Below are 25,833 nucleotides of genomic sequence, written 5' to 3' on the forward strand. Positions count from 1 at the left end.
AATTTGTCTGGGGAACGATTAATGGCGCAAACGAGTTTGACATCACAACACACTCTCGATAAGCAATTTGCTTATCATGCACCGTTATTATTTCCTATCGAATTCTAAGCCTCCCATCATGGGGGGCTTTTTTATGGTCGTTAATCTCTAAATCACTTAGAGAAAGTATCTGGTCTGGTTGTAACTATAGGGAAGATAAACATGGCGAATACGCTCTATCAAAAGCACATTATCTCGATTCCGGAACTGTCACGTGAAGAGCTAGAGCTCATCGTAAAGACAGCGGGTCAACTGAAATCCAACCCTCAACCTGAGTTAATCAAGAATAAAGTCGTGGCAAGCTGCTTCTTCGAGCCATCGACACGTACCCGACTTTCATTCGAAACGGCTATCCAGCGCATCGGTGGTGATGTGATTGGTTTCGACAGTGGCGGTAACACCTCTCTAGCGAAAAAGGGTGAGACTCTTGCAGACTCTGTGCAGGTCATTTCTTCCTATGTTGACGCGTTTGTCATGCGCCACCCACAAGAAGGCGCAGCGCGTCTAGCCTCTGAGTTCTCGAACGGTGTGCCTGTTATCAACGCCGGTGATGGTGCGAACCAACACCCAACGCAAACGCTACTCGATCTGTATTCTATCTATGAAACTCAAGGTCGCCTTGATGACATCAACGTAGCGTTTGTTGGTGACCTAAAATACGGCCGTACGGTTCACTCACTCACGCAAGCTCTGGCGAAGTTCAACAATGTTCGCTTCTACTTCATTGCACCAGAAGCGTTAGCGATGCCAGATTACATCTGCGAAGAGCTAGAAGAGGCAGGTATCCAATACAGCCTGCACACGGACATCGACAGCGTTGTTCCTGAACTTGATATCCTATACATGACTCGAGTACAAAAAGAGCGCTTTGATGAGTCAGAGTACGCTCATATTAAGTCGGCGTACATTCTGTCTGCAGAAACGCTAAAAGACGCACGTAACAACCTTAAGGTGCTACACCCACTGCCTCGCGTGGATGAAATCACGGTAGACGTAGATAAAACGCCTTACGCTTATTACTTCCAACAGGCAGAGAATGGCGTATACGCACGTGAAGCACTGCTTGCCCTTGTTCTTAACGAAGCACTTTAAGGAGAGATTCAGTCATGGCTAAAGAAACACAATTGCAAGTTGAAGCAATCAAGAACGGTACTGTCATCGACCACATCCCTGCAAACATCGGCATTAAAGTGCTTAAACTATTTGCAATGGACCAATCGAAGCAGCGCGTCACCATTGGCTTGAACCTGCCTTCTTCGGCACTAGGCAGTAAAGACCTGCTCAAGATTGAAAATGTATTCGTTACCGAAGAGCAGGCGAACAAGCTTGCCTTGTATGCGCCACACGCAACGGTAAATCAGATTGAAAACTACGAAGTGTGCAAAAAGCTGGCTCTAGAACTACCTGAGACAATTACTGGCGTATTCGAGTGTCCAAACAGTAACTGTATTACTCACAACGAACCCGTCGACAGCAGCTTTAAGGTATTCGAAAAGCACGATGACATTCGTTTGAAGTGTAAATACTGCGAAAAAGTCTACTCGCGCGAGATTGTGACTGAGCGATAGAACCCGGTCACTAAATCCTTGTTAATAGATATTCAAGCCTACGATATTTCTAAACATCGTAGGCTTGATTTTTATTTGTCCTAGAGGCAGTCTAGACCTCTTACTAATCCCATCATAATGGATAAAACGATGACAAAAGTACTTCATACAGAATCTGCACCAGCAGCAATCGGTCCTTACGTTCAAGGTGTTGACCTAGGCAACATGGTACTGACTTCAGGTCAAATCCCAGTAAACCCGCAAACGGGTGAAGTGTCTGACGACATTTCAGAACAAGCACGTCAGTCTCTAGACAACGTAAAAGCTGTGGTTGAAGCCTCTGGCCTAACTGTTTCTGACATCGTTAAAATGACAGTATTCGTGAAAGACCTAAACGATTTCGGTACGGTCAACGAAGTATACGGCAAGTTCTTTGATGAGCACGAAGTAGCAAACTACCCAGCACGTTCTTGTGTTGAGGTCGCTCGTCTTCCTAAAGATGTGAAAATTGAAATTGAGGCGATCGCGGTTCGCAAATAATCGCTCTGCTTGAATAGAAAAAAGGGTTGCTATTGGCAACCCTTTTTCGTTATTTTTTGGCGTTCAGTTCAGCGACTTCGGCATCTAACTCGGCAAGTTTCTCTACCATTTGCTCACGGCAGACATTAGCAAGCTTGCGTACGTCCTCTTTTCCGTAGCCTTCTACTGAGACTGGCGGCAGCATCTCTACGATGATATGTCCGTTATCCCACTTATTAAGCTTAAGGTGACTTGTGCTGCTACACACGATAGGGATGATTGGCACGTCGGCGCCAATTGCTGCGTGGAACGCACCTGTTTTAAACGGTAGCAAACCGCGACCGCGCGAGCGCGTCCCCTCCGGGAACATCCATACCGACAAGTTACTCTTCTTCATACTATCAACCACTTGGTCAATCGTACCTTTTGCCTTACTGCGGTTAGCACGATCAATCAGGATGTTACCCGTTAGATAGTAAAGCTGACCGAAAAGCGGCATCCAAAGTAAGCTCTTCTTACCAACGGTCACAACGTTTGGTGTCACCGCTGAAGATACCGTGAAAAGATCCCAGTTATTTTGGTGGTTGGCGATATAGATGTGCTGACCACGCTTGTATGCATCTTCTGGAAGACGAAGGTCGAGCTTAACGCCAAGGATTTTAGACATGGCACCAAAGTAACGACCAAAGGTAAATACGTGTTTTGGGTTTCTCGGGCTAAGTAGACAGTAGCCACAACCAAATACAAACATCACTACAGCGAAAATAGCCACTGCGATGCAGCGAAGTAAAGCAACCATTTTGTTCTCCGACAATGGCTTCATAAAAAAGCCGAAACCCTTGGATTTCGGCTAATTGAATCTTAAATGTTATTATTCATCGCCCGCGACACGGGTAATGTTGGCACCGAGCGCTGACAATTTGTCTTCGATGCGCTCATAACCGCGATCGATGTGATAGATGCGATCCACCAGCGTCTCACCATGAGCAATACAGCCTGCGATAACTAGGCTTGCAGATGCACGAAGGTCTGTCGCCATCACTTGAGCGCCGCTCAAAGAATCGACGTCACCACAAATCACTGTGTTGCCTTCGATCTCTGCTTTTGCCCCCATACGCATTAGCTCTGGCACATGCATAAAGCGGTTTTCGAAGATAGTTTCCGTGATCACACCACCGCCTTTCGCCATCATGTTCAACAGCGTGAACTGTGCTTGCATGTCGGTTGGGAAGCCTGGGTGTGGCGCGGTACGAATCGAGACGGCCTTGAGCTCACGACCTGTCATATCCAGCGAGATCCAGTCTTCACCAGTCTCGATATCAGCGCCCGCTTCTTCTAGCTTCGCTAGCACTGCCTCAAGAAGGTGTGCGCTGGTATTACGACATACTACTTTACCACCCGATACCGCAGCAGCAACCAAGAAGGTGCCTGTTTCGATACGGTCAGCCACTACCGTGTGCTTACCACCCGATAGACGCTCAACACCCTCAATAGTGATGGTGTCAGTACCTGCACCTGTCACTTTCGCGCCAAGCTTATTTAGGAAATCGGCTGTATCTACAATCTCTGGCTCACGCGCTGCGTTATCTAGCACAGTGGTGCCTTCAGCAAGCGTCGCTGCACACATGATAGTGATGGTCGCACCAACACTGACTTTATCCATCACGATATGAGCGCCTTTCAGACGACCATCGACTTCGGCTTTTACGTAGCCGTCTTCTAGCGTGATCGTTGCGCCAAGCTGCTCTAGACCGTGAATATGAAGATCCACTGGGCGGGCACCGATAGCACAGCCACCTGGCAGCGATACTTGGCCTTTACCAAAACGCGCCACAAGTGGGCCTAATGCCCAAATCGATGCACGCATGGTTTTAACCAGATCGTAAGGAGCGCATAGCTCATTGATTTCACTGCCATCAACATGAACCGAACCATTACGACGTACTTTTGCGCCAAGGCGGCTAAGCAGTTTCATCGTCGTATCGATATCGCGAAGATGGGGAACGTTCGCTACCTCAACTGGCTCTTCAGCCAGGATAGATGCAAACAAAATTGGTAGTGCTGCGTTCTTAGCACCAGAGATCGACACTTCACCTGTCAGCGGAGCATCCGATCCAATAACTCGAAACTTATCCATTAATAAACCTTACAGAGACATCAGCTTTTTATCACGAGCCCACTCTTCTGGAGTATAGGCTTTAATTGAAACTGCGTGGATGTCATTACGCTGAATGTATTCCATCAGAGGACCATAGATCATCTGCTGCTTTTTAACTCGGCTCATGCCTTCAAATTGAGCATCTACCGCGATAACTTCATAGTGACTGCCTTCGCCTTTGACGTGCAGCTCTTCTAGGTTCAACGCGTTTTGTAATAGTTCCTGTACTTTTGTGCTATCCACAAGATACTCCTAAATGTGTTTCTCTATGACTGATTCAACGTTATATAGCTGAAACAGTATGTTCAGCTCATCGGGCACGAAGCTGAGCATTATATGACACTTTCGATTTTTTGCATGCTCTAATAAGTGGATTAACATCACCAATCCTGCAGAATCGAAGCGTTCAACCTGCTTGAGCTCCAACTTAACCTCTGGCTGGGTGAAAGAAACCGTTTGAATCGTGCGCCAAAGCTCGGGCACGGTGTCGCGGTCAATATTACCCACCAGAGCAAGCGTTGTGTCAGTACGCTGTTCTAATTTCGCCACCACGATTACTTACTACCTTCAAAACGAATAGGTGCCTTCGCTAACTGTTCGAGCTCTTGCGCCACGGACAGCACGCCTTCTTGGCGAATTTTAGTATTCCACTCTGACTGCTTGCTAGACAGCAAGCTTATGCCCTCAGCAATCATATCAAAGGCTTTCCACTCACCGGTTTTCTTATCTTTGCGAAGCTTAAACTCAAGATTTATGTTCGGTCTTGGGGAGTCCATAATGGTAACCTTGACGCCGATAATTGTGGTTTTGTCGTCGATCTTAGGCTCGGGACCAAACTTCACGTCTTGCCCAGTATACTGAGTCAAAACCTGAGCATAAGAGGTCACCAGATAGGCACGAAATGCCTCGATAAACTCGAGCACCTCTTCACGCTTGGCTCCCTTGAGGTTCGGACCCAGCAGTTTAAGCGCCGCATAGCGATAGTTAACATAAGGCATCAGCTCTTCCTCAACCACCACTTTGAGGTAGTCAGGATCAGCCTGAATTTTATCTTGCTCTGCCCCCAAGCGTGAAAATGCCTTGTCGGACACCTTCATAATCATATCGTAAGGCTGTGTCGCATCTATCTCTGTTGCCATCACATTCAATGACATAAACAGCGCAGAGACCATCAAAATAAACCGTTTAAACATGGCATTACTCCTTACTTGTCTCATCAGAACCACCAATGCTGTAGAGCACCTGGCCTATCATATCTTCAAGCACTAATGCCGACTTTGTATCTTCAATACGGTCGCCATCCGCTAGGTAGCCTTCATCGTCAAATACAAAACCTGGGACCAAGCCGATGTACTGTTCGCCTATCAGACCTGAGGTCAGTACCTGCGCGCTTGATGTTTCTGGAAACTGGTAATCACTGCTGATCGACAGGCTAACCACAGGTAAAAATGATTCTTTGTCGAGGTGGATATCGCTCACACGCCCAATAACCACTCCGCCTACTTTTACTGGTGAGCGCACTTTAAGGCTGCCTATGTTGTCGAATCTTGCTTCCAAGGTGTAAGTGTCACCCGAGCCGAGACTCTTCACGTCAGCAACCTGAAAAATCATAAACAAGATTGCGCCAAGGCCTAACAACACAAAACTGCCTACCCACAATTCCAACTTTCTTGTCTGTTGCATCAAGAGTTCCTTTAATTATTGCTTTAAGCTTAGTTGCCAAACATTAAGGCAGTAAGAACAAAATCCAATCCGAGCACCGCGAGGGAAGAATGCACCACAGTGCGAGTCGTTGCTTGACTGATACCCTCAGAGGTCGGCGTCGCGTCATAACCATTAAACAGCGCAATCCAGGTTACTGTGATAGCAAAGACCACACATTTAATTGCGCTATTACCAATATCTCGTCCAAGTTCCACGGAAGACTGCATCGCAGACCAAAAGCTGCCGTGATCAATGCCCTTCCAGTCAACCCCCACTAGCTGTCCACCCCATATGCCGATGGACATAAAGATCATCGCGAGCAGTGGCATAGAGATCACGCCTGCCCAAAAACGAGGCGCTATCACTCTCTTGAGAGGATCAACCGCCATCATTTCTAAACTCGATAGCTGCTCTGTTGCCTTCATCAAGCCAATTTCAGCCGTAAGCGCTGAGCCAGCTCGCCCAGCAAACAGCAACGCAGTGACCACTGGGCCAAGCTCACGAAGCAATGAGAGTGCCACCATCTGACCCAAACTGCCTTCAGCGCCATAGTCCACCAGCACGACATAACCTTGTAAGCTCAGTACCATGCCTATAAATAGTCCTGAGACCATAATGATCGCCAAGGACTGCACGCCCACGTTGTGAAGCTGTTTCACTAACAAGGGAAAGTGCTTTTTAGGTTGTGGTCTCGATAGCAGCACACCGAGCAGCATAAACGTAGCGCGCCCCCAGGCATAACCGATAGAGAGCGCTCGTTGACCAACTTTCTGAATCCACAAACTAGGTGTCGTCATATTAGAAGAGCTCCTGTTCTAGGGGCATGGCAGGGAAGCGAAACGGCACTGGCCCATCCGCGTCACCATTGAGAAATTGTTGAATCTGAGGATCGGGGTTGTTACGAAGCTCATCTGGTGTCCCTTTCGCCACAATCTTGCCATTCGCTAATAGGTACACCCAGTCTGCTATCGACATGACTTCAGGCACATCGTGTGAGACCACCACAGAGGTGACATTGAGCGCGTTATTGAGTTTGCGAATAAGCTCAACCAAGACCCCCATAGTAATCGGATCTTGGCCAACAAAGGGCTCATCGTACAAGATAAGTTCAGGGTCGAGTGCGATGGCTCGAGCCAGAGCGGCACGCCGAGCCATACCGCCAGAGAGTTCACTTGGCATCAAATCCGCCGCGCCTCGCAGACCCACCGCCTCGAGTTTGAGCAACACAAGTGTGCGAATCATGGATTCATCAAGAGCGGTATGCTCACGCAGGGGAAAGGCAACATTGTCAAACACAGTCAAATCAGTAAACAGTGCACCTGACTGAAACAACATGCTCATTTTCTTGCGAACCTGATAGAGGCGTTTGCGAGACAGAGTAGGAATATTATCGCCGTCAAACCACACCTCGCCTTGGTCAGGCAGCAGTTGCCCACCGATCAAACGCAGTAGCGTTGTTTTGCCGATCCCTGATGGTCCCATAATCGCGGTGACTTTTCCTTTTGGAACATGCAGCTCAATGTCATCGAAAATGACACGTGAGCCACGAGAAAAAGACAACCCGCTAATCGAAACCAAGTCGTTGTTTGACATAGACTTCCCTATCTCGAATTTCAAACTCAGTGACTCTCCATAATAATGATACAAGCGTGCAATTAAAACCCTAAGCTTCATTCAGTTGTATAAACAATTCAACAAATTCACTGTGATTAGGGAATAAGAGAGGTCACTCTAAAAAACAGCAAACGCTTTGCCTGTACTTTTAAAGGTACGCAATTCCGAGCGCTATCGGTATTTTATTTATTGATTAGCTTCCATTTTGGACGACAAAGCGTCAAAATTAGCCGCCAAATGTCTCAGAAAAAAATAAGTGGATTTAAACATGCTTGAAGCCGTGGTGTTTCTGATTATTGGACTGGTTTTTCTCGTATGGAGCGCGGATAAACTGGTGTTTGGTGCTGCAGCGTTGGCACGCAATGTTGGTATCTCGCCTTTAGTGATTGGTATGACGATTCTGGCAATGGGCTCTTCCGCGCCAGAAATGATGGTTTCAGCAACAGCAGCATTAGACGGAAAGACGGACACCGCAGTGGGTAACGTCCTCGGTTCGAACATTGCCAACATCGCACTTATCCTCGGCATTACCGCCATGATCAAACCGCTTTCTATCTCTTCAGCGGTTCTGAGACGCGAACTCCCACTGATGATTGCGGTCACACTAGTTGCGGGCCTTATTTTATGGGATAGCCACCTCGGTTTCCTCGAGGGCGTCATTCTGTTTGCCCTATTCGCTGCCTTTATCTTGGCCATGCTACGAATCAGTAAGGCTGAGCGAGAGACAGGTAATAATGATGCTCTACTGGACGACCAAGAATCTGAGGTCCCGGAGGGGGTCAGTAACGGCAAAGCCGCTATGTGGGTGGTTATCGGTCTCATCGTGCTACCATTAGCGGCCGACCGTTTGGTGGACAGCGCTGTCACCATTGCACAATATTTTGGTATGAGCGACCTTGTCATCGGTCTGACGATTATCGCGATTGGTACTAGCTTACCTGAACTCGCCGCGTCGCTGGCAGGTGTACTCAAGGGCGAAGATGATATGGCGGTCGGTAATATCATCGGCTCAAACGTATTTAATATCCTAGCGGTAATGGGCATCCCGGGCATTCTTAACCCGTCAGTGCTCAGTGAGCACGCGATGGGGCGTGATTTTTGGGTCATGCTAGGCTTGTCTTTATTACTGGTCGTTATGGCGCTAGGTAAGTCGAAAAGCATCAACCGTATTGAAGGGGGAATCTTGTTTATCCTCTTCTTAGGCTACCAAATCTACCTGTTCGCAAACATGGCGGCGTAGGAGCAGCAGCATGACTGATTTTGATTTTATTCGCAGTGCAAAGCGAGTTTTAGATACCGAAGTTCAAGCATTAGTGCACCTAGAGCGCTATTTCGATGAGCAGTTTGAAGCGGTATGTCGCGCCATCATAGAGCACAAAGGCAAAGTCATTGTGATGGGAATTGGCAAGTCAGGGCATATCGGTAAAAAGATCGCTGCAACACTCGCCAGTACAGGTACATCCGCTTTTTTTGTCCACCCGGGTGAAGCTGCCCATGGCGATCTGGGTATGATCGAAGCTCATGATCTGGTGATTGCTATCTCCAATTCTGGTGAGGCGCATGAGATTATCAGCCTCTTCCCTGTGTTCAAACGCTTGGGGATCACCACAGTGAGCATGACTGGTAAGCCGGCTTCAACCATGGGTAAATTGTCTGATTTCCACTTACAGATTACCGTGCCTAAAGAAGCCTGCCCACTAGGTTTAGCGCCAACCTCTAGCTCCACAGCGACGCTTGTTATGGGCGATGCTTTAGCTATCGCACTGCTTGAGGCTCGTGGATTCAGCGAAGAAGACTTTGCACTCTCTCATCCAGGTGGCGCGCTTGGTCGCAAACTACTTCTCAAACTCAGCGACATTATGCACTCTGGAGACGCACTACCTATGGTCAACCCGACTATGCTAGTGAGAGACGCCCTACTCGAGATTTCCAATAAAGGTCTGGGTATGACGACCATCGTTGACGAGAACAATACATTGCTTGGTATCTTCACCGACGGTGACTTACGCCGAATTTTAGACCGCCGAGTGGATATTCATGAAACCACGATTGGTGAAGTGATGATTGCCAATCCAACGACAGCAACGCCAAACATGCTTGCCGCCGAGGGTCTGAACTTGATGCAATCAAAGAACATAAATGGTCTGGTACTACTAGACGATAATAAAGTAGTGGGTGCCTTGAACATGCACGATCTACTCAAAGCAGGAGTGATGTAGTGTCTGAACAAGTCGAAACCTTATACGGTTCAATCAACAAAAGTATCGTTGACAAGGCAGCAGGCATTCAGCTTTTGATTTGCGACGTTGACGGCGTATTTTCTGACGGCCTTATCTACATGGGTAATGATGGCGAAGAACTTAAAACCTTTCATACCCGTGATGGCTATGGTGTCAAAGCGTTGATGAGCGCGGGTATCCAGGTTGCCATAATCACTGGTCGCAGCTCTAAGATTGTCGAGAACCGAATGAAAGCTTTGGGTATCTCATTGATTTATCAAGGACAAGATGACAAAGTGGTGGCATACCAAGACATCTGTCAAAAATTGAACATCGATGCTCAGAACACGGCATACATTGGTGATGACCTAATCGACTGGCCTGTCATGGAGCAAGTTGGGTTAGGTATCTGTGTTGCTGATGGGCATCCTTTGCTCGCGAAGAAGGCTGATCATGTCACCTCTATTCGTGGCGGACACGGCGCTGTTAGGGAAATCTGTGATCTGATCCTAGAATCAAAGGGAGAACTTGAGCTTCACAAGGGTCTAAGTATATGAGTTTATCTCGTATTCTTTACAGTTTACTTGCAATTATTGCAGCAGGCAGTACTTACTACCTGTACAGCAAGGATGACTCGAATGTCATCCAGATAGAGCCAGATATCGAACTGCCCGCTTTTAGCGGCACAAACTTGCACAACATTTCGTACAGCGACACTGGGGTGCGCAGCTACAGCATCAGCTCTGCACACCTTGAGCATTTCTCCAAGAAAGGAGAAACGGTATTTCAGCAACCCGTTCTGCGTATTTTCGCTAACGGAGAAACGCAAGAGTGGGAAATATCCGCCGAGAAAGCCGTGCTGGACAAACAAGAAGTCCTGACGCTGTATACGAATGTCGTCGCACAAAACTTGCTGGCAGACTCTGGCTTTGACACCTTGTCTACCCAGCAAATGAGTATCAAACTCGAAAATCGTGATTTTTGGGCTGACAGCAAAGTCATTATGCTGGGCCCTAAATTTGAAACGCAAGGAGAGGCGATGAAAGGAAACTTCGCTAACCACCTCGCGGAACTGTATAAAAAAGTGAATAGCAAATATGAAACTCTCGCACCTTAGTCTCAGCCTGTGTTTGTTGCTTCCGACAGCGGCGTTGGCGCTATCAACGGATACTGAACAACCGGTATACATTGACTCAGACACGCAGCAGCTTGATATGAAAAGCAATCAAGTGACCTTTGCAGGTGATGTGAAGTTAAAACAAGGCAGTATTAACATCAACGCGGACAAAATTGTCGTTACTCGAGAAGCACAAACTGGGGCGATTCAAGTGATCCAAGGCTTTGGCGATCTCGCTACCTTTTCTCAGTTGACTGACGACGGTAAAACCCTATACGGCGAAGCGAAAGAGCTTCACTACTCGCTAAAAGACGATCAGCTCACGATGAAGCAACAAGCCATGCTGTCTCAAGACGACAGTGTCATCCGAGGTACTACAATTAAGTACCGAATTTCATCACAAAAGCTGGTTGCTGATGGCAACGCCAACGAGCGTGTATCCACGGTTCTTCAACCACAACAAGTTCAAGAGAAGTAGAGTCCAGTATGGCGTTACTTAAAGCCGCGCATTTGGCGAAAAGCTATAAAAACCGCAAGGTCGTATCCGACGTGAGCCTGTCTGTAGAGTCAGGTCAAATTGTCGGTCTGCTTGGTCCGAATGGTGCAGGTAAAACAACCTCATTTTACATGATCGTTGGTCTGGTCGCTCGCGATGAAGGCACGATCACTATCGATGACAATGACATCAGCATTTTGCCTATGCATAGCCGCGCCAAAATGGGCATTGGCTACTTACCTCAAGAAGCATCCATCTTCCGTAAGCTGAGTGTTGAACACAACATTATGGCGGTTCTTGAAACCCGCAATGAGCTCACTCAAGAGCAAAGACAGGACCGACTGGAAGATTTGCTTGATGAGTTTAATATTCAGCATATCCGCAAAAGCGCAGGCATGGCCCTCTCCGGTGGTGAGAGAAGACGTGTAGAAATCGCTAGAGCTCTGGCTGCAAACCCGCAGTTTATTCTGCTCGATGAGCCATTTGCTGGGGTTGACCCAATCTCTGTAATTGATATAAAGAAAATCATTGAACACTTGCGCGACAGAGGGTTGGGTGTCCTTATCACCGACCATAATGTGCGTGAAACGCTAGATGTCTGCGAAAAAGCCTACATCGTAAGTCAAGGTCACTTGATCGCTGAAGGAAGTCCTGAAGATGTTCTCAATAATGAACACGTAAAACAGGTTTATCTCGGTGAACAATTCAGACTATGATTTAATAGGCACGGATACAATATTTATAATAGGCCCATAACACTGCATGAAACCCTCATTACAACTCAAGCTAGGTCAACAGTTAGCAATGACGCCTCAATTGCAACAAGCAATCCGCTTGCTGCAGTTGTCCACGCTCGATTTGCAGCAAGAGATCCAAGAGGCACTGGACTCAAACCCTCTTCTCGATGTCGAAGAATCTTCCGAAGAATCGAACAACGAAGAGAAAGCGAGCTCAGACAGCAAAGATGAGGGCACTACTGCAGAGGTCGCTAGCGAGCCCGATCTCAAGGACAGCTCTGAACAGATTGAAAAATCAGAGATTTCCAACGAACTCGAGATGGATACCACTTGGGACGACGTCTACAGTGCCAACACAGGTAACACAGGTATCGCCGTTGATGATGATATGCCGATCTATCAAGGTGAGACGACACAGTCACTGCAGGACTACCTCGTCTGGCAACTCGATTTAACGCCTTTCACAGAGACCGATCGAGCCATTGCTCTCGCTATTATCGACGCAGTAGATGACTACGGATATCTTACCCTATCCTGTGAAGACATTCTTGAGAGTGTCGATATTGAAGATGTCGAGCTTGATGAAGTTGAAGCGGTTCGCAAACGCATACAGCAGTTTGATCCACTCGGTATCGCGTCGCTCAATCTTCAAGACTGCCTACTGCTGCAACTTGCCACCTTCCCTGAGGATACGCCATGGTTGGCTGAAGCCAAATTAGTGCTTACTCACCACATTGATCAGTTGGGTAACCGAGATTACAAACTCGTTATCAAAGAAACCAAGCTTAAAGAAGCAGAGCTTCGCGAAGTTCTAAAACTGATTCAACAGCTCGACCCAAGACCCGGCAGTAAAATTACCCCAGATGAAACGGAATATGTCGTTCCTGACGTATCCGTGTTTAAAGACCGCGGAAAGTGGGTGGTACAGATCAACCCTGACAGCGTACCTAAGCTCAAGGTGAACCAACAATATGCTCAGCTGGGTACTGGCAACAGTGCAGACAGCCAGTATATTCGCTCAAACCTTCAAGAAGCCAAATGGCTGATCAAAAGCCTAGAGAGCCGCAATGAAACGCTGCTCAAAGTAGCTAAGTGCATTGTAGAGCATCAACACGACTTCTTTGAATACGGTGAAGAGGCCATGAAACCCATGGTGCTCAATGACGTCGCGCTTGCCGTCGACATGCACGAGTCCACCATATCTCGTGTCACCACACAAAAATATATGCATACTCCGCGCGGTATTTTTGAGCTCAAATATTTCTTCTCTAGCCATGTCTCAACAGACAATGGCGGCGAATGCTCTTCAACCGCCATCCGCGCCCTAATCAAGAAGCTTGTTGCTGCGGAAAACCCAGCCAAGCCATTGAGCGATAGTAAAATCGCAGCTCAACTCGCTGACCAAGGAATTCAGGTCGCTAGGCGAACCATAGCGAAATACCGTGAATCTCTGGGCATCGCCCCTTCCAGTCAGCGAAAACGCCTACTTTAAGGTCATTAACTAAGAAGGAAAGTCTATGCAAATTCAAATTACAGGCCACCATGTTGATCTCACTGATTCAATGCAAGACTACGTTCACAGTAAATTTCAGAAGCTCGAGCGCTTTTTTGAGCATATAAATAACATTCATGTGGTTTTAAAAGTTGAAAAATTAGACCAGATCGCCGAAGCTACGCTCCACGTAAATCAAGCTGAAATTCACGCAGCCTCTAATGATGAGAGTATGTATGCTGCGATTGACTCGTTGGTAGATAAGCTAACTAGACAACTGAATAAGCATAAAGAAAAATTAAGTAATCACTAAAATGCAAATAAGTGAAGTATTAACATTGGACTGCACCAAAAGTGCAGTCCCTTGTACGAGCAAAAAGCGCGCCCTAGAAATCATTAGTGAGATCGCAGCAGAGCACACAGGACAGAACTCAACGGAACTGTTCGAGTGTATGCTCAGCCGCGAAAAAGTGGGCAGTACCGGTATCGGCAATGGAATCGCCATTCCTCACGCTCGTATGCAAGACAGCGATAAAGCCGTCGCCGTATTGTTGCAATGCCAAGATGCCGTCGACTTTGATGCCATTGACAATCGTCCTGTCGATCTTATGTTCGCCCTGCTTGTGCCAGACGCGCAATGCAAAGAGCATCTAAAGACACTTTCTTGCATGGCTGAACGTCTTAACGACAAAGCAGTGTTAAAACAACTTCGTAATGCTCAGAGTGACCAAGAGCTTTACGACATCATCGTTAGTCACTAATCAAGGAAGAAAGCTGACATGCGTTTGGTTGTGGTAAGTGGACACTCAGGAGCTGGCAAAAGTGTCGCTCTTCGTGTGTTAGAAGACTCTGGCTACTACTGCGTCGACAACCTTCCCGTCGACCTTCTCGGTCCTTTTGTCGATTCAACGCAAGATACTCAGCAAAGTGTCGCGGTAAGTATTGATATTAGAAACTTACCCAAGAATCTAGCTCAGCTATCACTGACACTCGACCAACTTAGTCTCAAGCATGATGTAAAGCTGCTGTTTTTGGATGCCAGCAAATCAGTACTACTCACTCGATACAGTGAAACTCGTCGAATTCATCCGCTTTCACAAAGAGAAGACAAGCTGTCTCTAGAGCAAGCTATCGACTTAGAGCACGCTCTCCTTGCCCCAATCAAAGAGCAAGCAGATTTCATTATCGACTCAAGTGAGCAGTCGATTCATGATTTAAGTGAAACCATACGCTTTCAACTAGAAGGTCGAGAGAAGAAAGAGCTTGTCATGGTCTTCCAATCTTTTGGCTTTAAGTTCGGTATGCCAAGCGACGCTGATTATGTGTTTGATGTGCGCTTTCTGCCTAATCCACACTGGCAGCCAGAGCTGCGCCCAATGACAGGGCTCGACGCTCCGATTAAGTCTTTCCTTGAATCTTATCCAGACGTCATCGAACTAAAGCAGCAGATCCAAGGGTTCGTTGAGCGCTGGCTTCCTCTGTTAGAAAAAAACAACCGCAGTTACCTTACGGTTGCGATCGGTTGCACCGGTGGTAAGCATCGCTCAGTCTACATTACTCAACAAATTGGTGAGTACTTCGAACAGCTTGGGCACAAAGTCAAAATCCGTCACGCCTCGCTAGAAAAAAACCAATAGGAATTTACATGTCTCACTCACGCACTGTTCTTATTCTTAACCGTCTTGGTCTACATGCCCGCGCAGCGGTTAAACTGGTTGAACTTGCGCAGAGTTTTGATGCCACAGTGACCATATGTAACCACGAACAGAAAGAAGCCACGGCCGATAGCGTCATGGGCCTTCTGATGCTCGAGTCGGCTCAAGGTGAAAATATCACCATTAAAGCGACAGGCACTCAAGCAGAGCAAGCGCTCAACGCGGTATGCGACCTAGTTGAGCATCGCTTCGATGAAGATGAATAGTATCTAAACACTCCCACCCTCAAGATAAAAACTTTCTCCTCATTCATAACTTCTTATTAATTAACAAGCAGAATTAGGCTAATATTCAGTACATTAAAAAGCAGTTGAGTGTAGGGGGCATCCATGGCAGAGCAAATAGAATTCGATCAAGCTCACCAAACCCTCCAAGAAGTCACTGAAGCGCTGGAAAACGGCCGCTTCGTATTCGTTCGTAGACAACTTCAGGACATGGAGCCTGAAGATATTGCCCACCTTTTAGAGGCCTCTCCACGAAAAAGCCGTGAGGTATTGTGGCAACTTACCGATCCTGAAGACTATGGTGAAATCCTCGATGAACTCAACGAGGATGTAAAAGACGCCCTTGTCTCTAAAATGGCACCAGAGAAGCTTGCAGAAGCGACTGAGGGCATGGATACCGATGACGTTGCATACGTCCTACGTAGCCTTCCTGACAATGTCTCTCGCGAAGTTCTTTCACAGATGGATGCCGTCGATCGACTGCGTGTCGAAACCGCACTATCGTACCCCGAGGATACCGCTGGCGGTATTATGAATACCGACTTCATTACCATTCGTAGTGATGTTGATGTCGATGTGGTATTGCGTTACTTGCGTATGAAAGGGGAGCTTCCAGAAGCCACTGATGCGCTGTATGTTATCGACGAAGACGATATGCTGATTGGTCACCTTTCTTTGACCACTTTGTTAACCACTCAGCCTGATATCAAAGTCAGTGACGTCATGGACGATGCCGATGAAGCAATTCACGTCGAAACCAGTGACTCTGATGTAGCATCGCTGTTCGAACGTCGTGACTGGGTCTCCGCACCGGTTGTCGATAGTGAACATCACCTCGTCGGTCGTATCACCATCGATGATGTGGTTGATATCATTCGAGAAGACGCAGAACACTCAATGATGAGTATGGCGGGCATGGATGATGATGAAGACACCTTTGCTCCAGTGGTCAAATCGGCAAGGCGTCGCAGTGTATGGTTAGGTGCTAACGTACTCGCTGCACTTGCTGCTGCCTCGGTTTCAAATATGTTTGAGGCAACGCTAGAGCAAATGGCAGCAATTGCCGTCCTGATGACAATTGTGCCTTCAATGGGTGGGGTTGCCGGTAACCAAACAGTGGCACTTGTAATCCGTGGATTGGCGCTCGGGCACATTGGTGACAGTAACCGCCGAGAGCTATTACTAAAAGAAGCCGCTATCGGTTTTCTCAACGGCATACTGTGGGCACTGATTATAGGTGGTATCGTTGTTGCCTGGAAAGGCGATTGGATGTTAGGCGGTATTATTTCTGCAGCAATGATGACCAACCTATTGGTCGCTGGGGTTGCAGGCGTAACTATCCCAATTCTTCTCAAGAAAATGAACATTGACCCTGCGTTAGCAGGAGGGATGGCGTTAACTACCATCACAGATGTTGTCGGTTTATCGGTATTCCCTTGGTCTCGCGACCATAATGATCAGTTAGAAAAAAGGCTCCGTCAGGAGCCTTTTTTAATGAATTAAAACAGTGATGAGTGGCTAGAGTTTTCTTCTCAATAACAGCAATGCAATCGTCAAGAACACTAAGCTTGGCCCTAGCGCACCAAACAATGGTGAGATGCCATAAACCAAGCTAACGGGACCAAAGAACTCGCTAGAAATATAAAAGGTAAAGCCAGCAACAACACCCGAAAGTATACGCGCACCCATGGTAACGCTACGAAGCGGTCCAAACACAAAGGACAATGCCATCAACATCATAACCGCAACGGAAATAGGCTGCGTCGCTTTGCGCCAGAAAGCGAGCTCATAACGAGAAGCATCTTGCTCTGACGCTTTCAAATATTGCGTATAGTCCCACAACCCACTTAAAGGTAGCTCATTAAGGTCAACTGTAACGATCGCCAACTTGTCGGGTACCAGTGACGTGCGCCACTCTTGTGTCTCCATGGTCTCTTTACGCAACACAACATCATTCGCCATGTCAGTCACATGAACGCCATGCATTTCCCAAAGGTTGTCACCCAAGTAATCGGCACTGTCGGCATAAATGGTCGTGGTCAAATGTTTATCGGTATCGAAGCGCCATAAATTCAGTCCTTCGATCGATTGCCCATCGACCTTAGAAATAAAAATAAAATCATTGGCATCACGAGCCCAAACCCCATTGCGGACTGAAACAATACTGCCGCCCGAGATCGCCTCAAGCCTTAAATCACGAGCCATTTGCTGCGTCGTTGGCGCCCCCCATTCACCGAGAGCCATAACCACAAGCATAAGGGGCAGAGCGGTTTTCAGCACGGAGAATCCGATGCGGACTTTTGAAATACCGGCGGCCTGCATGACCACAAGCTCTGAGCTACTAGCGAGCATACCTAGGCCTATCAGCGAGCCCAATAATGCAGCCATTGAGAAAAACAGCTCAATGTCACGCGGCATACTCAATAACACAAAATAGACCGCGGACAACATGTCATAGCTGCCCTCACCCACCGCGCGCAACTGCTCTACAAACTTAATCACCGCTGACAAACCAACAAAGACCGACAGCACCAATAAAATGGTGGTGATTATAGTACGACCAACATAGACGTCTAAGATTCTAAACACGCTTAGGCTACCTCTTGCTTCTTAAACCGCTTACGACGCCAATTTTCTCTGAATCGTCGAACAGGTACGGTATCCCATGTGTTAACGCCTATCGCTGCCACCAATAGGGCAAAATTGACGGGCCACAGACCAATATACGTTGGAAATGCGCCATCTTCTAATGCGGACTTCATCGCACTGATTGCCATAAAATACGCAAAATAAACAAAGATCGCAGGTCCCATTTTAGCAAACTTGCTTTGTCGTGGATTCACGGCAGATAAAGGCACCACCAGCATGGTGAGCAGAGGGATACAAACCACAAGTGAAATCCTCCAGTGCAGCTCAGCTTGTGCTTTCGGTGTCGGATCACTGATAAGGTCGAGCGTTGGTATCGCCATCCAAGAACGCCCTCTTTGCTGAACTTCTCGTTGGCCTATCACCCCTTCGTATTCCGAGAAGTCGGTAATCATGTATTCCAAACGAGTGGGAACGCCTTCGTAGCGAACGCCATCGTATAGCGCGATGATCTGTCGCCCATCACTAAGCTCCTTCACATCGCCTGACTTCGCCGAAATCACGCTCGGTAATACAGAATCACGAGGGCTAAGCTGTGCCACAAACACGTTTTCTAGTTTGCGATTGCGAATATCATCAATGAACACGACCGACGAGCCGTCCGGTGTGCGTTGAAAACTGCCTGTTTGCAGCAGTTCAACTGAGTTTTCAGACGCAAGCTTCTCACGAATCTGTACTTCTTGTTCTTGAGTCCATGGCGCGAGCCAAAATGCGTTCACAGCGGCCAACGTCGTGGTAATAACCGCTAGATACATAGCGGCACGAATAAGGAATTTGTTGCCAATGCCCGTGGCATTCATAACGGTAATTTCACTTTCAGCGTATAGACGCCCAAAAGTTACCAATATGCCTATGTATATACTCAACGGGAACATCAAAAGCCCCATGGTTGGCATACTGATGCCCGCTAACGTCATGATGAGCCCAGCGGGAATACTTCCATCTGACGCGTCAGCAAGCACTTGGATAAATTGACGACTGAAAAACACGAGAAAGAGCACGAAAAAGATGGCTAACTGGCTCTTAACTGTTTCTCTGATCAAATATCTAACAATAATCACAGTGAAAACACCTATACAAAACTTGTTTTTTTGATTGAATCGCTATAGTTTTCGGGTAAACCTTTTATTTTTTACTTTTTTGATCGATTCTTATCTTTAGATTATAGGCCGAATTGGCACATAAATTTCAAACACTAATAATCGATTATCTAACATTTAGTTCTATTTGTCTTTAGGATGTAGGAGTACGCATGGAGTTTAGTGTAAAAAGTGGCAGTCCAGAGAAACAACGCAGTGCGTGCATTGTCGTTGGTGTTTTCGAGCCACGTCGTCTCTCTCCAGTTGCAGAGCAGCTGGACAAAATCAGTGATGGCTATATCAGCTCGCTGCTTCGCCGTGGTGACCTTGAAGGTAAACCGGGCCAAATGCTTCTTCTTCACCAAGTACCAGGAGTACTATCAGAGCGTGTTCTTCTCGTAGGTTGTGGTAAAGAGCGTGAGCTTGGCGAGCGCCAATACAAAGAAATTATCCAAAAAACCATCAGCACGCTGAACGAAACCGGTTCAATGGAAGCGGTGTGCTTCCTAACAGAACTTCACGTTAAAGGTCGCGATACGTACTGGAAAGTGCGTCAAGCCGTTGAAGCAACCAAAGATGGTCTTTACACATTTGACCAGTTCAAGAGCAGCAAGCCAGAAACTCGTCGTCCGCTGCGCAAGTTAGTATTTAACGTACCAACTCGCCGTGAACTAAACCTAGGCGAAAAAGCGATCGCCCACGGCCTTGCTATCTCATCTGGTGTGAAAGCGTCAAAAGACCTTGGCAACATGCCACCAAACATTGCCAACCCTGCTTATCTAGCCTCTCAAGCACGTCGTCTTGCAGATGACTATGACACCGTGACAACTAAGATCATCGGTGAGCAAGAGATGGAAAAACTGGGTATGACCTCTTACCTAGCGGTTGGTCGTGGCTCTAAGAACGAATCTATGATGTCCATCATGGAATATAAGGGCAACCCAGATCCAGACGCGAAACCTATCGTGCTTGTTGGTAAAGGTCTAACGTTCGACTCAGGCGGTATCTCACTAAAACCGGGTGAAGGTATGGATGAGATGAAGTACGACATGTGTGGTGCAGCGTCTGTATTCGGTACCATGAAAGCGCTAGCGAAGCTGAACCTACCAATTAACGTTGTAGCGGTACTCGCTGGTTGTGAAAACATGCCTGGTAGTAACGCTTACCGCCCTGGTGACATCTTAACCACCATGTCTGGTCAAACGGTTGAAGTGTTGAACACGGATGCGGAAGGTCGCTTAGTATTGTGTGATGCACTAACGTACGTTGAGCGCTACGAACCAGAGTGTGTTGTTGACGTGGCTACGCTAACTGGTGCTTGTGTTATTGCACTGGGTCACCACATCAGCGGTGTTATCTCTAACCACAACCCACTTTCTCACGAGCTCGTTAACGCTTCTGAGCAAGCAGGTGACCGTGCTTGGCGTCTACCTATGGCTGACGAGTACCAAGAACAGCTGGCTAGCCCGTTTGCAGACATGGCAAACATCGGCGGCCGCCCTGGCGGTACTATCACTGCTGGCTGTTTCCTATCGCGCTTTGCGAAGAAGTATCACTGGGCTCACCTAGATATCGCTGGTACAGCATGGAAGTCGGGTAAAGCGAAAGGCTCTACCGGTCGTCCAGTCTCACTACTTGTCCAATTCTTGCTTAACCGCAGTGGCCAAGAGACTGAAGAGTAATCATAAAAAGGGCCGCAAGGCCCTTTTTTAGTTTTGGGCACCAGCAAACCCTCGGTATACAGAAGTAACGATATGAATACGGCAACGTTCTACATTATTGGTGAAAACTCTGAGCAAGCGACAGAGCAAGGCTGGTTTGCCTATGCGCACTTTCTCAGTCGTCACTTCGTAGGGCAAGGTGCCAAACTCTACATTAATTGCACCGACAGGCAGCATGCGGAAGCGGTAGCGGAATTCTTCTGGCAAGTCTCGCCTGAGCAGTTCATTGCCCATAACTTGGTGGGTGAAGGACCCAAGAATGGCACGCCTGTTGAAATTGGTTTTGAGGGGCTTAAACCCAGTTGGAACCGTCAATTGGTAATAAATATGGCCAATAGTCACGCAACCTTTGCGAACTCCTTTGGTCAAGTGGTAGACTTCGTCCCTTGCGAAGAAAAAGCTAAGCAAGTTGCGCGAGAAAGGTATAAAATTTACCGTCAAGCGGGCTATCAGCTACAAACCATTGAGATTCAGCATTCAGAATCCTAATCAAGGTCAATCCTTATAAGTAAGCGCGACACACTCTCGTTTATTTATAAGGTTTGGCAAATTTCTTTCACAGATTAAAGTAAGTATCCAAGAAAGCTATGGAAAAGACATATAACCCACAATCTATCGAACAAGCTCTGTACCAGACTTGGGAAGAGAAAGGCTACTTTAAGCCACACGGTGACACATCTAAAGAATCATACAGCATCATGATCCCACCACCGAACGTCACTGGTAGCTTACACATGGGTCACGCTTTCCAAGATACCATCATGGATACTCTGATCCGTGCTGAGCGCATGAAAGGCAAAAACACCCTTTGGCAGGTAGGTACCGACCACGCGGGTATCGCAACGCAAATGGTTGTTGAGCGCAAGATCGCTGCAGAAGAAGGCAAAACTAAGCACGATTACGGTCGTGACGCGTTCATCGACAAAATCTGGGAATGGAAAGGCGAGTCTGGTGGCACGATCACTAAACAGCTTCGTCGCCTAGGTGCTTCTGTAGACTGGGATCGTGAGCGCTTTACTATGGATGACGGCCTGTCTAACGCCGTTCAAGAAGTCTTTGTTCGCCTATACGAAGATGACCTCATCTACCGCGGTAAGCGTCTGGTTAACTGGGATCCAAAGCTACACACAGCAATCTCAGATCTAGAAGTAGAAAACAAAGACAAAAAAGGCCACATGTGGCACTTCCGCTACCCACTAGCGGATGGCGTTAAGACCGCTGAAGGCAAAGACTACATCGTTGTTGCGACAACACGTCCAGAAACCATGCTTGGTGATACTGGCGTTGCCGTAAACCCAGAAGATCCGCGCTACAAAGATCTTATTGGCAAAGAAATCCTGCTTCCTATCGTTGATCGCCGCATCCCTATCGTGGGTGACGAGCATGCCGATATGGAAAAAGGCACGGGCTGTGTGAAGATCACACCTGCACACGATTTCAATGACTACGAGGTAGGTAAACGTCATCAACTGCCGATGATCAACATCCTAACCTTCGATGCCAACATCCGTGACGCCGCTGAAGTATTTAACACCAACGGTGAAGCAAGCGATGCATACGCAACCGAGCTTCCAGCGAAATACCACGGCATGGAGCGCTTTGCGGCTCGTAAAGCTATCGTGGCAGAATTCGAAGAGCTGGGTCTTCTTGATGAGATCAAAGATCATGACCTAACAGTCCCTTACGGTGACCGTGGTGGTGTGGTTATTGAGCCAATGCTAACCGACCAATGGTACGTTCGCACTGCCCCTCTTGCTGAAACAGCAACCAAAGCAGTTGAAGACGGCGAAATCCAGTTCGTACCTAAGCAATACGAAAACATGTACTTCTCTTGGATGCGCGACATTCAAGACTGGTGTATCTCTCGTCAGCTATGGTGGGGCCACCGTATTCCAGCATGGTACGACAACGACGGCAATGTTTACGTAGGTCGCACTGAAGAAGAAGTTCGTGAAAAGAACGGTTTGGCTCCAGTTGTTGTACTGCGTCAAGACGATGATGTACTGGATACTTGGTTCTCTTCTGCACTATGGACATTCGGCACGCAAGGCTGGCCAGAAAACACAGAAGATCTAAAAACCTTCCACCCGTCAGACGTACTGGTAACAGGTTTCGACATCATCTTCTTCTGGGTTGCGCGCATGATCATGATGACCATGCACTTCTGTAAAGATGAAAACGGTAAGCCGCAAGTACCATTTAAGACAGTTTACGTTACAGGTCTAATCCGTGACGAGAACGGCGACAAGATGTCGAAGTCAAAAGGTAACGTGCTTGATCCAATCGATATGATTGATGGCATCGACCTAGAGTCTCTAGTTGAGAAACGCACTGGCAACATGATGCAGCCTCAACTAGCGAAGAAGATCGAGAAAAACACACGTAAGACGTTCGAAGATGGCATTGAACCATACGGTACAGACGCACTTCGCTTCACTCTTGCAGCAATGGCGTCTACCGGTCGTGATATCAACTGGGATATGAAGCGTCTTGAAGGTTACCGTAACTTCTGTAACAAGCTGTGGAACGCAAGCCGTTACGTACTGATGAACACTGAAGACCAAGATTGTGGCTTCGGCGAAGGTGACATCGAGTACTCACTAGCAGACAAGTGGATCGAATCTCAATTTGAACTAGCAGCAAAAGAGTTTAACGCGCACCTAGACAACTACCGTCTAGACATGGCAGCGAACACTATCTACGAGTTCATCTGGAACCAATTCTGTGACTGGTACCTAGAGCTAACAAAACCAGTTCTATGGAAAGGTAACGAAGCACAGCAACGCGGTACACGTCGCACGCTGATCACCGTACTTGAGAAGACTCTTCGTCTTGCTCACCCAGTACTGCCATACATCACTGAGACTATCTGGCAAAGCGTTAAGCCGCTAGTAGACGGTGTTGAAGGCGACACAATTATGCTACAAGCTCTACCTCAGTTTGAAGAAGCTAACTTCAACCAAGAAGCGCTTGATGACATCGAGTGGGTGAAAGCATTCATCACTAGCATCCGTAACCTTCGTGCAGAATACGACATCGCACCAAGCAAAGGCCTAGACGTGATGCTGAAAGTTGCTGATGAGAAAGACGCTGCACGCCTAGAAGCAAACAAAGCGGTACTCGCTTCGCTAGCTAAACTAGAAGACATCAAGGTACTGGCTGAAGGCGAAGAGACACCAGCATGTGCAACCGCACTGGTTGGTAAGTCTGAGCTGATGATCCCAATGGCAGGTCTTATCGACAAAGACGCTGAGCTGGATCGTCTAGCGAAAGAGATCTCTAAGACTCAAGGCGAGATCAAGCGTATCGAAGGTAAGCTAGGCAACGAAGGCTTCGTAGCAAAAGCACCTGAAGCAGTCGTTGCTAAAGAGCGTGAGAAGCTAGAAGGCTACAAAGAAACGCTAGTTAAGCTTGAAGAGCAAAAGCAAACTATTGCTGCGCTTTAATTAGCAAGTCTAAAAAACAGAAGCCGAGAGTGGTAACACTCTCGGCTTTTTTATGTTTGAAGGACTGAGCTTACTTCAACACGGTCTCTAGAGCCTTCAAGCAAAGCGCGACGTTCTCTCTTCGGGCTCCATAACCCATCAAACCAATACGCCATGCTTTTCCAGCGAGCGCACCAAGACCTGCACCGATCTCAAGGTTGTACTCTTCTAACAGCTGCGACCTTACCGCAGCATCATCCATGCCCTCAGGGAGATAGACAGCATTAAGCTGCGGCAGACGACTTTGCTCTTCAACCACAAAACTCAGCCCCAGGTTTTCGAGCCCTTCCCGTAGCAACATATGCATATCTTTATGGCGCTGCCACGCATTCTCTAGGCCTTCATTCTTCAAAAGTACCAAGGACTCATGAAGCGCGTAAAGGCTGTTTACTGGTGCTGTGTGGTGATAGCTGCGCTTACCTTCCCCACTCCAATAACCTAACACCAAGCTCTGATCCAAAAACCAGCTCTGAACAGGCGCTTGTCGGGACTTAATGACCTCAATGGCTGCAGGAGACAGGGTGACTGGAGACAAACCAGGAACACAAGACAAACACTTCTGGCTACCTGAGTAAACGGCATCCAACTGCCACTCGTCTACCAATAGTGGAACACCACCAAGCGAGGTCACTGCATCCACAATAGATAGCATGTTGTGCTGCTTAGCAAGCGCACCTAACGCCTTAGCATTACTCACTGCACCAGTAGAGGTTTCAGCGTGCACAAACGCTAGGATCTTCGCATCAGGATGCTCAGCCATCGCCTGTTCGACTTTCGATACCGAAACAGGTGCTCCCCACTCATCATCCACTACAATCGCTTCACCGCCACAGCGAACTACGTTCTCACGCATGCGCTCACCAAACACGCCATTACGGCACACGATAACCTTATCGCCCGGCTCGACTAAGTTTACAAAGCAAGTTTCCATACCCGCACTACCCGGAGCCGAGACCGCGATTGTAAATTCATTCTCGGTTTGGAACGCGTATTTCAGTAGCGCCTTCAACTCATCCATCATCCCGATAAAAAGCGGATCAAGGTGACCTATCGTTGGGCGGCTTAAGGCCTGCAACACTTGCGGATAGATATCGGATGGGCCAGGTCCCATTAGGGTTCGGTGAGGGGGGCACAAAGCTTGAAATGGTCATGGGCAGTTATCCTATTAGGTTATTGTAGTTGTTGGGAAAAACATCACTTTGGACGTCAATGCCATCTACAATGGCGAAAAAACAACATTTTTGCAACATCCAACCACTCAAGTTTTTCATGTGAAATGCATAAACATCCATTGACTTTTGACACGCAAAAACGTTGAATA

At 47.5% G+C, this 25,833-nt stretch carries 28 protein-coding genes and 1 pseudogene; 18 read left to right on the forward strand and 11 right to left on the reverse strand.

Features of this window, described 5'->3' with window-relative positions; translation table 11 throughout:
- The first annotated feature begins 201 nt into the window (after positions 1-201).
- From pyrB to AC6I8Y_RS14800, 3 genes are all read left to right on the forward strand, one after another.
- Entirely contained in the window at positions 202-1,131 is a 930-nt protein-coding gene (pyrB, locus tag AC6I8Y_RS14790; RefSeq protein ID WP_042473226.1) for an aspartate carbamoyltransferase, read from the forward strand.
- Between the two features lie 14 nt (positions 1,132-1,145).
- The gene (pyrI, locus tag AC6I8Y_RS14795; protein ID WP_042473223.1) at positions 1,146-1,607 is read left to right on the forward strand and encodes an aspartate carbamoyltransferase regulatory subunit; all 462 of its coding nucleotides are present in this window, start codon (positions 1,146-1,148) and stop codon (positions 1,605-1,607) included.
- Positions 1,608-1,736: 129 nt separating this feature from the next.
- Positions 1,737-2,126 (forward strand): RidA family protein, encoded by a 390-nt coding sequence (locus AC6I8Y_RS14800; protein ID WP_042473220.1) that lies wholly within the window; start codon positions 1,737-1,739, stop codon positions 2,124-2,126.
- 49 nt (positions 2,127-2,175) lie between these two features.
- On the opposite strand, the gene AC6I8Y_RS14805 is transcribed toward AC6I8Y_RS14800, so the two are convergent.
- The 8 genes from AC6I8Y_RS14805 to mlaF form a co-directional block, all read right to left on the reverse strand.
- A complete protein-coding gene (locus tag AC6I8Y_RS14805; protein ID WP_042473217.1) occupies positions 2,176-2,904 on the reverse strand; it encodes a 1-acylglycerol-3-phosphate O-acyltransferase in 729 nt (242 codons plus the stop codon).
- A gap of 72 nt (positions 2,905-2,976) precedes the next feature.
- Positions 2,977-4,242 (reverse strand): UDP-N-acetylglucosamine 1-carboxyvinyltransferase, encoded by a 1,266-nt coding sequence (murA, locus tag AC6I8Y_RS14810; protein ID WP_042473215.1) that lies wholly within the window; start codon positions 4,240-4,242, stop codon positions 2,977-2,979.
- A 9-nt stretch (positions 4,243-4,251) separates the two neighbouring features.
- Positions 4,252-4,506 (reverse strand): BolA family iron metabolism protein IbaG, encoded by a 255-nt coding sequence (gene ibaG / locus AC6I8Y_RS14815; protein ID WP_042473211.1) that lies wholly within the window; start codon positions 4,504-4,506, stop codon positions 4,252-4,254.
- A 9-nt stretch (positions 4,507-4,515) separates the two neighbouring features.
- A complete protein-coding gene (locus AC6I8Y_RS14820) occupies positions 4,516-4,818 on the reverse strand; it encodes an STAS domain-containing protein (protein WP_042473208.1) in 303 nt (100 codons plus the stop codon).
- Positions 4,818-5,456, reverse strand: coding sequence for a phospholipid-binding protein MlaC (mlaC, locus tag AC6I8Y_RS14825; protein WP_234495104.1), 639 nt, complete (start codon positions 5,454-5,456; stop codon positions 4,818-4,820). The genes AC6I8Y_RS14820 and mlaC overlap by 1 nt, the downstream gene beginning before the upstream one ends.
- 4 nt (positions 5,457-5,460) lie before the next feature.
- The gene (gene mlaD, locus AC6I8Y_RS14830; RefSeq protein WP_128650063.1) at positions 5,461-5,946 is read right to left on the reverse strand and encodes an outer membrane lipid asymmetry maintenance protein MlaD; all 486 of its coding nucleotides are present in this window, start codon (positions 5,944-5,946) and stop codon (positions 5,461-5,463) included.
- A gap of 29 nt (positions 5,947-5,975) precedes the next feature.
- Complete coding sequence (gene mlaE, locus AC6I8Y_RS14835; RefSeq protein WP_252012623.1) at positions 5,976-6,764, reverse strand: lipid asymmetry maintenance ABC transporter permease subunit MlaE; 789 nt, start codon at positions 6,762-6,764, stop codon at positions 5,976-5,978.
- Position 6,765: 1 nt separating this feature from the next.
- Positions 6,766-7,560 (reverse strand): phospholipid ABC transporter ATP-binding protein MlaF, encoded by a 795-nt coding sequence (mlaF, locus tag AC6I8Y_RS14840; RefSeq protein ID WP_042473202.1) that lies wholly within the window; start codon positions 7,558-7,560, stop codon positions 6,766-6,768.
- Between the two features lie 289 nt (positions 7,561-7,849).
- On the opposite strand from mlaF, the gene AC6I8Y_RS14845 reads away from it, so the two are divergent.
- From AC6I8Y_RS14845 to mgtE, 12 genes and pseudogenes are all read left to right on the forward strand, one after another.
- Positions 7,850-8,821: a calcium/sodium antiporter gene (locus tag AC6I8Y_RS14845; protein ID WP_128650060.1), complete on the forward strand. Its 972-nt coding sequence runs from the start codon at positions 7,850-7,852 to the stop codon at positions 8,819-8,821.
- Between the two features lie 10 nt (positions 8,822-8,831).
- Positions 8,832-9,800, forward strand: coding sequence for a KpsF/GutQ family sugar-phosphate isomerase (locus AC6I8Y_RS14850; protein ID WP_498020432.1), 969 nt, complete (start codon positions 8,832-8,834; stop codon positions 9,798-9,800).
- Positions 9,800-10,357, forward strand: coding sequence for a 3-deoxy-manno-octulosonate-8-phosphatase KdsC (gene kdsC, locus AC6I8Y_RS14855; RefSeq protein WP_042473199.1), 558 nt, complete (start codon positions 9,800-9,802; stop codon positions 10,355-10,357). The genes AC6I8Y_RS14850 and kdsC overlap by 1 nt, the downstream gene beginning before the upstream one ends.
- Entirely contained in the window at positions 10,354-10,917 is a 564-nt protein-coding gene (gene lptC / locus AC6I8Y_RS14860) for an LPS export ABC transporter periplasmic protein LptC (protein WP_252012629.1), read from the forward strand. The genes kdsC and lptC overlap by 4 nt, the downstream gene beginning before the upstream one ends.
- The gene (gene lptA, locus AC6I8Y_RS14865; protein ID WP_042473195.1) at positions 10,898-11,395 is read left to right on the forward strand and encodes a lipopolysaccharide transport periplasmic protein LptA; all 498 of its coding nucleotides are present in this window, start codon (positions 10,898-10,900) and stop codon (positions 11,393-11,395) included. The genes lptC and lptA overlap by 20 nt, the downstream gene beginning before the upstream one ends.
- 8 nt (positions 11,396-11,403) lie before the next feature.
- On the forward strand, positions 11,404-12,129 hold the full coding sequence (gene lptB, locus AC6I8Y_RS14870) for an LPS export ABC transporter ATP-binding protein (protein ID WP_042473193.1): 726 nt from the start codon (positions 11,404-11,406) through the stop codon (positions 12,127-12,129).
- A 46-nt stretch (positions 12,130-12,175) separates the two neighbouring features.
- Entirely contained in the window at positions 12,176-13,642 is a 1,467-nt protein-coding gene (locus tag AC6I8Y_RS14875) for an RNA polymerase factor sigma-54 (protein WP_498020433.1), read from the forward strand.
- Positions 13,643-13,667: 25 nt separating this feature from the next.
- Complete coding sequence (gene hpf, locus AC6I8Y_RS14880) at positions 13,668-13,955, forward strand: ribosome hibernation promoting factor (RefSeq protein WP_338165434.1); 288 nt, start codon at positions 13,668-13,670, stop codon at positions 13,953-13,955.
- Between the two features lies 1 nt (position 13,956).
- The gene (gene ptsN, locus AC6I8Y_RS14885) at positions 13,957-14,403 is read left to right on the forward strand and encodes a PTS IIA-like nitrogen regulatory protein PtsN (RefSeq protein ID WP_042473185.1); all 447 of its coding nucleotides are present in this window, start codon (positions 13,957-13,959) and stop codon (positions 14,401-14,403) included.
- Between the two features lie 18 nt (positions 14,404-14,421).
- Positions 14,422-15,279, forward strand: a complete 858-nt coding sequence (gene rapZ, locus AC6I8Y_RS14890) for an RNase adapter RapZ (RefSeq protein ID WP_394150918.1) — start codon at positions 14,422-14,424, stop codon at positions 15,277-15,279.
- Positions 15,280-15,287: 8 nt separating this feature from the next.
- Positions 15,288-15,563 (forward strand): HPr family phosphocarrier protein, encoded by a 276-nt coding sequence (locus AC6I8Y_RS14895; RefSeq protein WP_042473181.1) that lies wholly within the window; start codon positions 15,288-15,290, stop codon positions 15,561-15,563.
- Positions 15,564-15,686: 123 nt separating this feature from the next.
- A pseudogene (gene mgtE, locus AC6I8Y_RS14900) lies at positions 15,687-17,046 on the forward strand (magnesium transporter).
- Positions 17,047-17,099: 53 nt separating this feature from the next.
- Here mgtE and lptG read toward each other — a convergent pair.
- On the reverse strand, positions 17,100-18,170 hold the full coding sequence (lptG, locus tag AC6I8Y_RS14905) for an LPS export ABC transporter permease LptG (protein WP_498020434.1): 1,071 nt from the start codon (positions 18,168-18,170) through the stop codon (positions 17,100-17,102).
- Positions 18,171-18,172: 2 nt separating this feature from the next.
- Positions 18,173-19,288: an LPS export ABC transporter permease LptF gene (gene lptF, locus AC6I8Y_RS14910; protein WP_042473175.1), complete on the reverse strand. Its 1,116-nt coding sequence runs from the start codon at positions 19,286-19,288 to the stop codon at positions 18,173-18,175.
- 191 nt (positions 19,289-19,479) lie between these two features.
- Between lptF and pepA the strand changes: the two genes are divergently transcribed.
- From pepA to AC6I8Y_RS14925, 3 genes are all read left to right on the forward strand, one after another.
- Entirely contained in the window at positions 19,480-20,988 is a 1,509-nt protein-coding gene (gene pepA, locus AC6I8Y_RS14915) for a leucyl aminopeptidase (RefSeq protein ID WP_234495096.1), read from the forward strand.
- 72 nt (positions 20,989-21,060) lie between these two features.
- Entirely contained in the window at positions 21,061-21,516 is a 456-nt protein-coding gene (locus AC6I8Y_RS14920) for a DNA polymerase III subunit chi (protein ID WP_128650056.1), read from the forward strand.
- A gap of 98 nt (positions 21,517-21,614) precedes the next feature.
- Complete coding sequence (locus AC6I8Y_RS14925; RefSeq protein WP_498020435.1) at positions 21,615-24,473, forward strand: valine--tRNA ligase; 2,859 nt, start codon at positions 21,615-21,617, stop codon at positions 24,471-24,473.
- Positions 24,474-24,543: 70 nt separating this feature from the next.
- On the opposite strand, the gene AC6I8Y_RS14930 is transcribed toward AC6I8Y_RS14925, so the two are convergent.
- Positions 24,544-25,623: a pyridoxal-phosphate-dependent aminotransferase family protein gene (locus tag AC6I8Y_RS14930; protein WP_498020436.1), complete on the reverse strand. Its 1,080-nt coding sequence runs from the start codon at positions 25,621-25,623 to the stop codon at positions 24,544-24,546.
- Positions 25,624-25,833: the final 210 nt, after the last annotated feature.

The organism is Vibrio sp. KUL78 (assembly GCF_059725505.1).

Excerpts from the sequence above, each read along its gene's own strand:
- AC6I8Y_RS14895 (WP_042473181.1), top strand. The coding sequence starts at position 15,288 with ATGTCTCACTCACGCACTGTTCTTATTCTTAACCGTCTTGGTCTACAT.
- ptsN (WP_042473185.1), top strand. The coding sequence starts at position 13,957 with ATGCAAATAAGTGAAGTATTAACATTGGACTGCACCAAAAGTGCAGTC.
- hpf (WP_338165434.1), top strand. The coding sequence starts at position 13,668 with ATGCAAATTCAAATTACAGGCCACCATGTTGATCTCACTGATTCAATG.
- lptB (WP_042473193.1), top strand. The coding sequence starts at position 11,404 with ATGGCGTTACTTAAAGCCGCGCATTTGGCGAAAAGCTATAAAAACCGC.
- lptC (WP_252012629.1), top strand. The coding sequence starts at position 10,354 with ATGAGTTTATCTCGTATTCTTTACAGTTTACTTGCAATTATTGCAGCA.
- lptA (WP_042473195.1), top strand. The coding sequence starts at position 10,898 with ATGAAACTCTCGCACCTTAGTCTCAGCCTGTGTTTGTTGCTTCCGACA.
- AC6I8Y_RS14875 (WP_498020433.1), top strand. The coding sequence starts at position 12,176 with ATGAAACCCTCATTACAACTCAAGCTAGGTCAACAGTTAGCAATGACG.
- pyrI (WP_042473223.1), top strand. The coding sequence starts at position 1,146 with ATGGCTAAAGAAACACAATTGCAAGTTGAAGCAATCAAGAACGGTACT.
- mlaC (WP_234495104.1), bottom strand. The coding sequence starts at position 5,456 with ATGTTTAAACGGTTTATTTTGATGGTCTCTGCGCTGTTTATGTCATTG.
- AC6I8Y_RS14800 (WP_042473220.1), top strand. The coding sequence starts at position 1,737 with ATGACAAAAGTACTTCATACAGAATCTGCACCAGCAGCAATCGGTCCT.
- mlaF (WP_042473202.1), bottom strand. The coding sequence starts at position 7,560 with ATGTCAAACAACGACTTGGTTTCGATTAGCGGGTTGTCTTTTTCTCGT.
- mlaE (WP_252012623.1), bottom strand. The coding sequence starts at position 6,764 with ATGACGACACCTAGTTTGTGGATTCAGAAAGTTGGTCAACGAGCGCTC.
- murA (WP_042473215.1), bottom strand. The coding sequence starts at position 4,242 with ATGGATAAGTTTCGAGTTATTGGATCGGATGCTCCGCTGACAGGTGAA.
- rapZ (WP_394150918.1), top strand. The coding sequence starts at position 14,422 with ATGCGTTTGGTTGTGGTAAGTGGACACTCAGGAGCTGGCAAAAGTGTC.
- AC6I8Y_RS14845 (WP_128650060.1), top strand. The coding sequence starts at position 7,850 with ATGCTTGAAGCCGTGGTGTTTCTGATTATTGGACTGGTTTTTCTCGTA.
- AC6I8Y_RS14805 (WP_042473217.1), bottom strand. The coding sequence starts at position 2,904 with ATGGTTGCTTTACTTCGCTGCATCGCAGTGGCTATTTTCGCTGTAGTG.
- mlaD (WP_128650063.1), bottom strand. The coding sequence starts at position 5,946 with ATGCAACAGACAAGAAAGTTGGAATTGTGGGTAGGCAGTTTTGTGTTG.
- pepA (WP_234495096.1), top strand. The coding sequence starts at position 19,480 with ATGGAGTTTAGTGTAAAAAGTGGCAGTCCAGAGAAACAACGCAGTGCG.
- pyrB (WP_042473226.1), top strand. The coding sequence starts at position 202 with ATGGCGAATACGCTCTATCAAAAGCACATTATCTCGATTCCGGAACTG.
- AC6I8Y_RS14930 (WP_498020436.1), bottom strand. The coding sequence starts at position 25,623 with ATGGGACCTGGCCCATCCGATATCTATCCGCAAGTGTTGCAGGCCTTA.
- AC6I8Y_RS14850 (WP_498020432.1), top strand. The coding sequence starts at position 8,832 with ATGACTGATTTTGATTTTATTCGCAGTGCAAAGCGAGTTTTAGATACC.
- AC6I8Y_RS14925 (WP_498020435.1), top strand. The coding sequence starts at position 21,615 with ATGGAAAAGACATATAACCCACAATCTATCGAACAAGCTCTGTACCAG.
- AC6I8Y_RS14920 (WP_128650056.1), top strand. The coding sequence starts at position 21,061 with ATGAATACGGCAACGTTCTACATTATTGGTGAAAACTCTGAGCAAGCG.